The following is an 11868-nucleotide window of genomic DNA, read 5'->3' as shown; positions in this document are numbered from 1 at the left end:
TCGGCGGCGCGCTCGTGCGCGCCGCGCGCCGCAGCCCCGACCAGATCGTCCCGGTCGACTCCGAGCACTCGGCGATGGCCCAGGCGCTGCGCTCGGGCACGCACAGCGAGGTCGCCCGGCTCGTCCTCACCGCCTCCGGCGGCCCCTTCCGCGGGCGCCGCCGCGAGGAGCTCGCCGGCGTCACCGCCGCGCAGGCGCTGGCCCACCCCACGTGGGACATGGGCCCGGTCGTCACCGTGAACTCCGCGACCCTGGTGAACAAGGGGCTCGAGCTCATCGAGGCCCACCTGCTCTTCGACGTGCCCACCGAGGACATCACGGTGGTGGTCCACCCCCAGTCGGTGGTCCACTCGATGGTGGAGTTCACCGACGGCTCGACGATCGCGCAGGCCTCCCCGCCCGACATGCGCCTGCCTATCGCGCTCGCGCTCTCATGGCCCGCCCGCCCGCCGCGCGCCGTCGCGCCGTGCCGCTGGGACGAGGCCACGAGCTGGACCTTCGAGCCGCTCGACGAGGACACCTTCCGGGGTGTGCGCCTCGCGCGGCAGGCCGCCGCCGCGTCCGCGACCCACCCCGCCGTCCTCAACGCGGCGAACGAGGAGTGCGTCGCCGCGTTCCTCGCCGGCCGCCTGGGCTTCCTCGAGATCACCGACGTCGTCGAGCAGGTCCTCGCCGAGCACGACGGCGTCCCGGCCGCCGCCCTCGACCTGCCGGCCGTCCACGAGGCCGAGGCGTGGGCCCGGCGCAGGGCACAGGAGCTGGCCGCGCGATGAGCTTCCTCGTCGGCGTCCTCGTCCTCGTCGTCGGCCTCGTCGTGTCCATCGCCCTGCACGAGGTCGGCCACCTCGTGCCCGCCAAGCGGTTCGGGGTCAAGGTCACCGAGTACTTCGTCGGCTTCGGGCCGACGCTGTGGTCCCGCCGCCGCGGGGAGACCGAGTACGGCGTCAGGGCCGTCCCGCTCGGCGGGTACGTCCGGATGATCGGCATGTACCCGCCCGCCCGGGAGGGCGCGACCGTCCGGCGCCGCCGCGACGGGCGCCCCACCCTCGTGGAGGAGGCGCGCGAGTTCTCCCTGGCCGAGGTCGGGCCCGGGGACGAGCACCGCACGTTCTCCTCCCTCAGCGTGCCGAAGAAGCTCGTCGTCATGCTCGGTGGGCCGGTGATGAACCTGCTCATCGCCGCCGTCCTCATCGCCGTGGTCCTCGTCGGCTTCGGCGTGCCGGCCTACACCTCGACGCTCGGCAACGTCCAGGAGTGCCTGACCACCGAGGCCGCCGAGTGCACCGACGCCGACCCCGCCGCTCCCGGTGCGCTCGCCGGCCTCGAGCCCGGTGACACGGTCGTGTCCTGGGCGGGCCGGCCGGTCGAGACGTGGGACGACGTGCGCGCCGCGATCGCCGACTCCGGCACCGCCCCGGCGCGCGTCGTCGTCGAGCGGGACGGCACCGAGCGCACGGTCACCGTCACCGCCGCCCTCACCGAGCGGCCCGTCGTCGTCGACGGCGAGGTCCGCACGGGCGCCGACGGCCAGCCGCTCACCGAGGCGCAGCCCTTCGTCGGCATCGCGCCGACGGCGGCGCTCGTGCGGCAGCCGCTGTCCGCGGTGCCCGGCCGGGTGGCCGAGTCCGTGGGGGCGACCTTCGGCGTCGTGCTCACCCTGCCCCAGCGCCTCGTCGACATCGCCCAGGCGGCGTTCGGTGACGAGGAGCGCGACGCGAGCGTCGTCGGGCTCGTCGGCGTCGGGCGCTTCGCCGGGGAGATCGCCTCGCTCGAGGGCGACAGCTACGGGGTGGCCGAGCGCACCGCCGACATGCTGAGCCTGCTCGCCTCGCTCAACCTCGCCCTGTTCGTCTTCAACCTCCTGCCGCTCCTGCCGCTCGACGGCGGGCATGTCGCCGGCGCCCTCTGGGAGGGGCTGCGCCGGCGGGTCGCGGCCTGGCGTGGTCGCCCCGACCCCGGCCCGGTCGACGTCGCCCGGCTGCTTCCGCTGACCTACGTCGTCCTCGCCGTCATGGTCGCGATGAGCCTGCTGCTGGCCTACGCGGACATCGTGCGACCCGTCACGCTCTCCGGCTGAGCCGTGCACGGACCCCTGGCCGTGAGGGATACTTGCAGGGTGAGCACACCGATCTCCCTGGGAATCCCGACGGTCAAGGAGCAGCCGCCGGTGCTGGCTCCTCGCCGCCCGACCCGCAAGATCCGCGTCGGCAACGTCGAGGTGGGTGGTGACGCTCCCGTGAGCGTCCAGTCGATGACGACGACCAAGACGCACGACATCAACGCCACGCTCCAGCAGATCGCCGAGCTCACCGCCTCCGGCTGCGACATCGTCCGCGTCGCCTGCCCCACGGACAAGGACGCCGAGGCGCTGCCGATCATCGCGATGAAGTCGCAGATCCCGGTGATCGCCGACATCCACTTCCAGCCGAAGTACGTCTTCGCCGCGATCGAGGCCGGGTGCGGCGCCGTGCGCGTCAACCCGGGCAACATCCGCAAGTTCGACGACAAGGTCAAGGAGATCGCCAAGGCCGCCTCCGACGCCGGGGTCTCCCTGCGCATCGGCGTCAACGCCGGCTCCCTCGACCCGCGCCTGCTGAAGAAGTACGGCAAGGCCACGGCCGAGGCGCTCGTCGAGTCCGCCGTGTGGGAGGCCTCCCTCTTCGAGGAGCACGACTTCCACGACTTCAAGATCTCCGTGAAGCACAACGACCCGGTCGTCATGGTGCGCGCCTACGAGATGCTCTCCGAGCGCGGCGACTGGCCGCTGCACCTCGGGGTCACCGAGGCCGGCCCCGCGTTCCAGGGCACGATCAAGTCCGCCACCGCGTTCGGCGCGCTGCTCTCCCAGGGCATCGGCGACACCATTCGCGTCTCGCTGTCCGCGCCGCCCGCCGAGGAGGTCAAGGTCGGGTCGCAGATCCTCGAGGCCCTCAACCTGCGGCCCCGCAAGCTCGAGATCGTCTCCTGCCCCTCCTGCGGCCGCGCCCAGGTGGACGTCTACACCCTCGCCGAGGAGGTGACCGCGGGCCTCGAGGGCCTCACGGTCCCGCTGCGCGTCGCGGTCATGGGTTGCGTCGTCAACGGCCCGGGGGAGGCCCGCGAGGCGGACCTCGGGGTGGCCTCCGGCAACGGCAAGGGCCAGATCTTCGTCAAGGGCGAGGTCGTCAAGACCGTCCCGGAGGACCAGATCGTCGAGACCCTGATCGCCGAGGCGAACCGGATCGCCGAGGAGATGGGCCTGGAGTCCGACAGCGGCACGCCTGTCGTCACGGCCGGCTGAGGGATGCTCGGCCGGTGGCTGCACCCTGCGGGTGCGCGGGTGCGACCGCTGCGTGAGGAGGACCGCGAGGCGGCCCTGGAGCTGTGCGCCGTCGACCCGGTCGCCAGTGTGCTCGCCGCGGTCCAGGTCGAGCAGCTCGGCCGGCGCCGGCTCTCCGGGGCCGAGCTCTTCGGTGTGTGGCGCGAGGGCCGGCTGGAGGCCCTGTGCTGGTCCGGCGCCAACCTCGTCCCCGTCGGGGTCGAGGACCCCGAGCTGCTCGACACCGTCGCCGACCACGTCCGCTCGCGGGGCCGGCGCGCCTCCTCCCTCGTCGGGCCCGCCGAGCAGGTCCTGCCGCTGTGGGAACGGCTCGGCCCCTCGTGGACACGCGCCCGGGAGGTGCGCGCGGACCAACCGTCGATGGCGATCACCGGCCCTGCCGCCGTCGAGCCCGACCCGCTCGTGCGTCTGAGCTCGCTCGACGAGCTCGACGTCGTCGTGCCCGCGTGCGTCGCCATGTTCACCGAGGAGGTCGGCTACTCCCCGCTGGCCTCCGGCGGGGCCTACGCCGCGCGGGTGCGCGAGCTCGTCGCCACCAACCGGTCCTACGTGCGCATCGAGGAGGCGCCGGAGGGGCCACGCGTCGTGTTCAAGGCCGAGGTCGGCGCCTGCGCCCTCGGCGTCGCCCAGATCCAGGGCGTGTGGGTGCACCCCGAGCACCGCGGGCAGGGGATCGCCGCCCCGGGCATGGCCGCGGTCGTGGAGGACGTGCGGATGCGCACGGCCCCGACCGTCTCCCTCTACGTCAACGGCTACAACGCCGCCGCGCTGGCCACCTACCGCCGCGCCGGCTTCGAGCAGGTCGGCACCTACGCCACCGTCCTGCTCTGACCCGCGGCGAGGGACGTACCTCACGCCGCGCCGCGCGCCCCCATGCCCCGCTCGGGGGACGGTGCGGGCGCGCGGGGCGATACGCTGGCCCGCGTGCTGATGCGGATGTCGACCCTGTTCCTGCGGACCCTTCGTGAAGACCCGGCGGACGCCGAGCTGCCGAGCCACCGGCTGCTCGTGCGCGCCGGCTACATCCGGCGGGCCGCGCCGGGCATCTACACCTGGCTGCCGCTGGGGCTGCGGGTGCTCGGCAAGATCGAGGCGGTCGTCCGCGAGGAGATGACCGCCGCCGGCGCCCAGGAGGTCCACTTCCCGGCGCTGCTGCCGCGCGAGCCCTACGAGGCCACCGGCCGCTGGACCGAGTACGGCCAGGGCCTGTTCCGGCTCAAGGACCGCCGCGGCAACGACTACCTCCTCGCGCCCACCCACGAGGAGATGTTCACCCTCCTGGTCAAGGACCTGTACTCCTCCTACAAGGACCTGCCGCTCACGCTCTTCCAGATCCAGACGAAGTACCGCGACGAGGCCCGGCCCCGCGCCGGCCTGCTCCGTGGCCGCGAGTTCATCATGAAGGACGCCTACTCCTTCGACATCGACGACGCCGGCCTCGAGCGCTCCTACCAGGCCCAGCGCGCCGCCTACGAGCGGATCTTCACCCGCCTGGGCCTGGAGTACGTCATCGTCGCCGCGACGAGCGGCGCCATGGGCGGCTCCCGCTCCGAGGAGTTCCTCTTCCCGACGCCGTCGGGGGAGGACACCTTCGTCCGCTCGCCGGGCGGCTACGCGGCCAACGTCGAGGCCGCCCGGGCCGCCGTGCCCGAGCCGGTCGACGCGACCGATCTCCCGCCGGCCGAGGTCCGCGACACCCCGGACTCCACGAGCATCGACTCCCTCGTCCAGCGTGCCAACGAGCTCTACCCGCGCACCGACCGCCCGTGGACGGCCTCGGACACGCTGAAGAACGTCGTCCTCGCGCTCACCCACCCCGACGGCACCGAGGAGCTCGTCGTCGTCGGCCTGCCCGGTGACCGGGACGTCGACCTCGCCCGCCTCGAGGGCGCCCTCGAGCCCACCCAGGTCACCGCCGCGAGCGACGAGCAGATCGCCGCGCGCCCCGAGCTCGTCAAGGGCTACATCGGCCCGGCCGTCGTCGGCCCGAACGCCGGCGGGGAGGGCGAGGAGCGCACGTCGCTGCGCTACCTGCTCGACCCGCGCGTCGTGCCCGGCACGAGCTGGATCACCGGCGCCGACGAGGAGGGCAAGCACGTCTTCGGGCTGGTCGCCGGCCGGGACTTCACCGCCGACGGCACCATCGAGGCCGCCGAGGTCCGCGCCGGGGACCCGGCGCCGGACGGCTCGGGCCCGCTCGAGCTCGCGCGCGGCATCGAGATCGGCCACGTCTTCGCCCTCGGCCGCAAGTACGCCGAGGCCCTCGACCTCAAGGTGCTCGACGAGAACGGCAAGGCCGTGACCGTGACGATGGGCTCCTACGGGATCGGCGTCAGCCGCGCGCTGGCCGCCGTCGCCGAGGCCACCTGCGACGACCAGGGCCTCTCCTGGCCGATGAACGTCGCGCCGTACCACGTCCACCTCCTCGCCACCGGCAAGGACCCCGAGGTGTTCGCCGAGGCCGAGCGCATCGGGACCGCGCTGTCCGCCCAGGGTGTCGAGGTGCTCCTCGACGACCGGCCGAAGATGTCGGCCGGCGTGAAGTTCGCCGACTCCGAGCTGCTCGGCGTCCCGCTCGTCCTCGTCGTCGGCCGCGGTCTCGCCGACGGGAAGGTCGAGCTGCGGGTGCGCGCCACCGGCGAGCGGCGCGAGCTGCCCGTGGAGCAGGCCGTGGACGTCGTCGCCGACAACGTGCGCGCGGCGCTCGCCCGGACGTGATCTCGCGCCGTCCCCGCACCGCGCTCGCCGCCGCGCTCGTCGCCGCGACGCTCGCCGGGTGCGGGGTACGGCTGGAGACCCCGCCGCCCGAGGTGCCCGTCGCCGACGCCGCCGAGACGGCGCGGCAGGAAGCGGCGCTGGCCGCGGCCGAGCTCGCCGTGCTGGCTGCCGCGGCCGCGACGACGGCGCAGGACCCCGCCGTCGCCGCGGCGCTGACCGCCGTCGCCACCGCCTCCGGTGAGCACGACGCCGCCCTGGGCGGGGTGTGGGAGCCGTGGCCGGGCGCCGGACCCGACGCCACCGAGCCGCCCGGGCCCAGCCCGACGGTCGCCGAGACGGCGCCCGCGGCGACCCCCGAGGACGTCCTCGGGGACCTCACCGTGGCCGCGGACTCCGCGCAGGCGGGCGCCCTCGCCCAGACCGGTGAGCTCGGCGAGCTGCTGGCCTCGGTCGCGATCTCCCGCACCTACCTCGCCGCGGACCTCGCCGCCGCGCTCGGCACCGAGGTCACGACCCTGCCCGCCGCGCCGCTGCCCGTGCCCGAGCCCGGCACCCTCGACCCCGACACCTCCCGCACGCTGGACGCCGCACGCTACGCCCTCGTCGTCGCCGCGGCCCGCAGCACCGGCGCCGAGCGCGGCGCCGCGGCGGACCGCGCCGACCACCTCGCCGCCGTCGCCGGCGCCGTCGCCCCCGAGGACGACCGGCGCGAGGCCGCCTACGACCTCACCGGCGTCGACGCCGAGGACCCGGCCGCCCTCGCCGCCGCAGCCGAGCTCGACGTCGTGCGCGTCTACGTGATGCTTCTCGCCTCCGCGCAGGAGGGGAGGGCCGAGCTGCTCGCCGCAGCGGTCGACGCCGCAGGTGAGGCACGGTCCTGGGGCGCGGCCCTGCCCGCCCTGCCAGGACTCTCCTGAGCGCGGGACCCCCGCCCGCCCCGGGTAAGGTGTTGTAGTTCCGCAGCCTGACCCATGAGGAGAGCACATGACCCGCCCGTCGGACGTCGCAGCCGAGCTGCGCCGCGTCCTCGACCCGGTCGTCTCCGACGCCGGCCTGTACCTCGAGGACGTCGCCGTGAGCCCGGCCGGACGGCGCAGCGTCGTGCGCGTCGTCGTCGACCTTCCCGACGGGCCCGGCGGTGTGGACTCCGACTCCCTCACCGACGTCTCGCGCAAGGTGTCCGCCGCGCTGGACGAGGCCGACGTCGTGCGCGGGGCCTACACCCTCGAGGTGTCCACGCCCGGCATCAGCCGGCCGCTGACCACCGCCCGCCACTTCCGTCGCGCCCAGGGCCGCCTCGTGGTGGCCCGGACGGCCGGGGGAGAGGTGCGCGGCCGGATCGTCGAGGTCGCAGGTGAGGACGTCGTCCTCGACACTGGGAGCCGGCACGTGGTCGCGCTCGCGGACATCACGTCGGCCACCGTGGAGCCCGAGCTCGGGCGACCCACCACGGACGCCGAAGAGGGCTGAGGAGGACACATGGACATCGACATGACTGCGCTGCGCCTCATCGAGAGCGAGCGCGAGATCAGCCTCGACGTGCTGGTCGGCGCGATCGAGGAGGCCCTTCTCCTCGCCTACCAGCGCACCCCCGGGGCCGCCGAGCGCGCCCGCGTGGAGGTCGACCGCAAGTCCGGCCGGGTGGCCGTCATCGCCACCGAGCTCGACGAGGAGGGCAACCCCGTCGGTGAGTACGACGACACGCCCAGCGGCTTCGGTCGCATCGCGACCGCCACCGCCCGCAGCGTCATCGTCCAGCGGCTGCGCGACGCGGAGGACGAGCAGGTCATGGGGAGCCTTCGCGACCGCGCGGGCACCCTCATCGCCGGCGTCGTCCAGCAGGGTCGCGACCCGCGCACCGTGCTCGTCGACATCGGCGAGCTCGAGGCCGTCCTGCCCGCGCACGAGCAGGTCCCGACCGAGACCTACCGGCACGGCGACCGGCTGCGCGCCTACGTCCTGGACGTCAGCCGCGGCCCCAAGGGCCCCTCGGTCACCCTCTCGCGCACCCACCCCAACCTCGTGCGCGAGCTCTTCGCGCTCGAGGTCCCCGAGGTGGCCGACGGCACCGTGGAGATCAGGGCGCTCGCCCGCGAGGCCGGTCATCGCACGAAGATCGCCGTCTCCACGTCCGTGCCCGGGCTCAACGCCAAGGGTGCGTGCATCGGCCCGATGGGCCAGCGCGTGCGCGCCGTCATGAGCGAGCTCGGCGGTGAGAAGATCGACATCGTCGACTACAGCGAGGACCCGGCGACGTTCGTCGCCAGCGCGTTGTCCCCGGCGCGGGTCACGAGTGTCGAGATCGTCGACCTCGAGGAGCGCTCCGCGCGCGTCGTCGTCCCCGACTTCCAGCTCTCCCTCGCCATCGGCAAGGAGGGCCAGAACGCCCGCCTCGCCGCACGTCTCACCGGGTGGCGGATCGACATCCACGCCGACACGGAGGACGAGCAGGAGGGCTGAGGCGCTCCCTGTGAGCAAGCACACCGGACCCCCGGGCGCACGCTCTTGGTGTGCAGCGCGGGGGTTCGGGGGTAGACTGCCGGACGGGCCGGTGCCCTTGATCCCATGATGACGACTCCTACTTCCCCAGCTCCCGCCGGGGGACAGGTACGTACGTGCGTGGGATGTCGGGCCAAGGCCCGACGGGCCGCTCTCGTGCGGGTCGTCCTCGTTCCCCACGCGCACCGCGCGGTGGTGGACGAACGGACGGACGCCCCTGGGCGGGGAGCCTGGTTGCACGCTGACCGGGCCTGTCTTGACCTCGCCGAGCACCGGCGGGCATTTACCCGGGCCCTGCGATCCGCAGGACCGGTGGACCTCACCGCAGTAGCGGAGTGGTTCAGCACAGCCGAGCCAGACCTGGCCCGGCACGAGTCATCGACGAAGAAAGCGGGTTGGAAGCCGATGGGCACCCGATGAGTACCCAGCGATGAGCCCCAAGCAATAACACGGCCCCACCCTGTCCCGGGCGGGCCGAGACAGGAGAAATGTGGCAAAGCTTCGCGTCCACGAGCTCGCCAAGGAGCTCGGCGTCGACAGCAAGACTGTGATGGCCAAGTTGAGCGAGCTCGGAGAGTTCGTCAAGTCGGCCTCCTCGACCGTCGAGGCGCCGGTTGTGCGCCGCCTGCGGGAGGCGATTCCCGCCCCGTCGGAGTCGACGGAGAAGAAGAAGCCGGCTCCCCGTAAGCCGCAGCCGAAGGCGCCCGCGCCGGCCCCGGCGGCAAAGCCTGCCGCTCCGGCCGACGACGCCCCGGCCCCGGCCCCGGCAGCCCCGGCAGCCCCGGCTCCCACCCCGACCCCCGCCGCCCCGAAGCCGGCGCCGGTCGAGGAGAAGAAGGCACCCGAGCCCGCGCCGGCCCCCGCCGCGCCGCAGGCCCCGGCCGCCAAGGCCGAGACCCCTGCGCCTGCAGCGCCTGCCCCGAAGCCGGCGTCCCAGGCCGCCCCGGGCCCCCGGCCCGCGCGTCCCGGCAACAACCCGTTCGCCCCGAGCCAGGGCATGCCCCGCAGCGGCGGCAGCGGTGGCGGCCCCCGTCCCGGTGGCCCGCGCCCCGGTGGCCCGCGTCCCGGCAACAACCCCTTCGCCACGAGCCAGGGCATGCCCCGGCCCGGTGGCAGCGGTGGTCCCCGGCCCGGTGGCCCCCGCCCCGCCGGCGGCGCCCCCGCAGGCGCCCCGCGTCCCGGCGCGCCCCGTCCCGGTGGGACCGGTGGCCCGCGTCCGGCGGCTGCGCCGCGTCCCGGTGGCGCTCGCCCGACGCCCGGCATGATGCCGGGCCGTAGCTCGGTGGGCACCCCCGGTGCACCCGCGCGTGGTGGCGGCCGCGGCCGTCCCGGCGGCGGTGCCCCCGGTGGCGCCGGCGGTCCCGGTGGCGCAGGCCGTCCCGGTGGCGGCGGCGGTTTCGCCGGCCGCGGCGGCGGTGCACGTGGTGGCCGCGGCGGCACCCAGGGCGCGTTCGGTCGTCCCGGCGGCAAGCCGGTCCGCGGGCGCAAGTCCAAGCGGGCGAAGCGCCAGGAGTTCGAGCAGCAGGGCGCCCCGAGCCTCGGCGGCGTCCAGGTCCCCCGCGGTAACGGCACCACCGAGGTGCAGATCCGCGCCGGAGCCAGCCTCGCGGACTTCGCGGACAAGATCGACGCCAACCCCGCGGCGCTCGTCACGGTGCTCTTCCACCTCGGTGAGATGGCCACCGCGACCCAGTCGCTGGACGAGGACACCTTCCAGGCCCTCGGCGCCGAGCTCGGCTACCAGATCAAGATCGTCTCGCCCGAGGACGAGGACCGTGAGCTCCTCGGAGGCTTCGACATCGACCTCGAGGCCGAGGAGGCCGCCGAGACCGACGAGGACCTCGAGGCACGCCCGCCGGTCGTCACCGTCATGGGTCACGTCGACCACGGAAAGACCAAGCTGCTCGACGCGATCCGTCAGACGGACGTCGTCGCCGGCGAGGCCGGTGGCATCACCCAGCACATCGGTGCCTACCAGGTCCACCACGAGCACGAGGGCCACGAGCGCGCGCTCACCTTCATCGACACCCCCGGTCACGAGGCGTTCACCGCCATGCGTGCCCGTGGTGCGGACGTCACCGACATCGCGATCCTCGTGGTCGCGGCCGACGACGGCGTCATGCCCCAGACGGTGGAGGCCCTCAACCACGCGCAGTCGGCCGGCGTGCCGATCGTCGTCGCGGTGAACAAGGTGGACAAGGAGGGGGCCAACCCCGCCAAGATCCGCCAGCAGCTCACCGAGTACAACCTGGTGGCCGAGGAGTACGGCGGCGACACGATGTTCGTCGACGTCTCCGCGCTCAAGCGCATGGGCATCGACGAGCTCCTCGAGGCCGTCCTGCTCACCGCGGACGCCTCCCTCGAGCTGCGCGCCAACCCCGACAAGGACGCCCGAGGCGTCGCCATCGAGGCGAACCTCGACAAGGGCCGCGGCTCCGTCGCGACCGTCCTCGTCCAGTCCGGCACGCTGCACGTCGGCGACGCGATCGTCGCGGGCACCGCCCACGGCCGTGTCCGCGCGATGTTCGACGAGTACGGCGACCCGGTCCAGGAGGCCGGCCCCTCGCGGCCGGTCCAGGTCCTCGGTCTCACCTCGGTGCCCCGCGCCGGCGACAGCTTCCTCGTCGCACCCGACGACCGCACCGCCCGGCAGATCGCCGACAAGCGAGCGGCCGCCGAGCGAGCCGCGACGCTGGCCAAGCGCCGCAAGCGGGTGTCCCTGGAGGACTTCACCGAGGCCCTCAAGCAGGGCCGCGTCGAGACCCTCAACCTCGTCCTCAAGGGCGACGTGTCGGGTGCCGTCGAGGCGCTGGAGGACTCGCTGCTCAAGATCGACGTGGGCGACGAGGTCGACCTGCGGATCATCCACCGCGGCGTCGGTGCGATCACGCAGAACGACGTCAACCTCGCCACGGTCGACAACGCGATCATCATCGGCTTCAACGTGAAGCCCGCCGAGCGGGTCCAGGAGCTGGCGGACCGCGAGGGCGTCGACATCCGGTACTACTCGGTCATCTACCAGGCGATCGACGACGTCGAGCAGGCCCTGCGCGGCATGCTCAAGCCGGAGTACGAGGAGGTCCAGCTGGGCACCGCGGAGGTCCGCCAGGTGTTCCGCTCCTCCAAGGTCGGCAACATCGCCGGTTCGATCGTCCGGTCCGGCACCATCCGCCGGAACACGAAGGCGCGTGTCCTGCGGGACGGCGTCGTCGTGGGGGAGAACGTCAACATCGACTCCCTGCGTCGCGAGAAGGACGACGTCACCGAGGTCCGCGAGGGCTTCGAGTGCGGTATCAGCCTCGGGTCGTTCAACGACATCACCGAGGGTGACG

General features: G+C 73.9%; 10 protein-coding genes. All 10 read left to right on the top strand.

Features of this window, described 5'->3' with window-relative positions:
* Nucleotides 1-773, top strand: a 773-nt coding sequence (locus FHE66_RS14220; RefSeq protein WP_139073678.1) for a 1-deoxy-D-xylulose-5-phosphate reductoisomerase, incomplete at its 5' end; no start/stop codon positions are given.
* Nucleotides 770-2077 carry an RIP metalloprotease gene (locus FHE66_RS14215; RefSeq protein WP_139073614.1) on the top strand — a complete coding sequence of 436 codons (1308 nt, stop codon included), beginning with the start codon at nucleotides 770-772 and terminating at the stop codon, nucleotides 2075-2077. The genes FHE66_RS14220 and FHE66_RS14215, both read left to right, overlap by 4 nt.
* Nucleotides 2078-2116: 39 nt before the next feature.
* Nucleotides 2117-3280, top strand: a complete 1164-nt coding sequence (ispG, locus tag FHE66_RS14210; protein WP_139073613.1) for a flavodoxin-dependent (E)-4-hydroxy-3-methylbut-2-enyl-diphosphate synthase — start codon at nucleotides 2117-2119, stop codon at nucleotides 3278-3280.
* Nucleotides 3281-3319: 39 nt separating this feature from the next.
* A complete protein-coding gene (locus FHE66_RS14205; protein WP_230976555.1) occupies nucleotides 3320-4150 on the top strand; it encodes a DUF4081 domain-containing GNAT family N-acetyltransferase in 831 nt (276 codons plus the stop codon).
* Nucleotides 4151-4255: 105 nt separating this feature from the next.
* A complete protein-coding gene (locus FHE66_RS14200) occupies nucleotides 4256-6037 on the top strand; it encodes a proline--tRNA ligase (RefSeq protein WP_255303763.1) in 1782 nt (593 codons plus the stop codon).
* On the top strand, nucleotides 6034-6954 hold the full coding sequence (locus FHE66_RS14195; protein WP_139073610.1) for a DUF4439 domain-containing protein: 921 nt from the start codon (nucleotides 6034-6036) through the stop codon (nucleotides 6952-6954). Before FHE66_RS14200 ends, FHE66_RS14195 begins: the two co-directional genes overlap by 4 nt.
* 67 nt (nucleotides 6955-7021) lie before the next feature.
* Entirely contained in the window at nucleotides 7022-7507 is a 486-nt protein-coding gene (gene rimP, locus FHE66_RS14190) for a ribosome maturation factor RimP (RefSeq protein ID WP_139073609.1), read from the top strand.
* Between the two features lie 9 nt (nucleotides 7508-7516).
* Complete coding sequence (gene nusA / locus FHE66_RS14185; protein WP_139073608.1) at nucleotides 7517-8497, top strand: transcription termination factor NusA; 981 nt, start codon at nucleotides 7517-7519, stop codon at nucleotides 8495-8497.
* Nucleotides 8498-8602: 105 nt separating this feature from the next.
* Nucleotides 8603-8956, top strand: a complete 354-nt coding sequence (locus tag FHE66_RS14180) for a YlxR family protein (protein ID WP_218013740.1) — start codon at nucleotides 8603-8605, stop codon at nucleotides 8954-8956.
* Between the two features lie 70 nt (nucleotides 8957-9026).
* On the top strand, nucleotides 9027-11868 hold a 2842-nt coding region (gene infB, locus FHE66_RS14175; RefSeq protein ID WP_139073676.1), incomplete at its 3' end, for a translation initiation factor IF-2.

This window comes from Georgenia sp. 311, from assembly GCF_006151955.1.
In the GTDB taxonomy this organism is placed as follows: Bacteria; Actinomycetota; Actinomycetes; order Actinomycetales; family Actinomycetaceae; genus Oceanitalea; species Oceanitalea wutianyii.
This window is presented reverse-complemented; position numbering and strand designations above follow the sequence as displayed.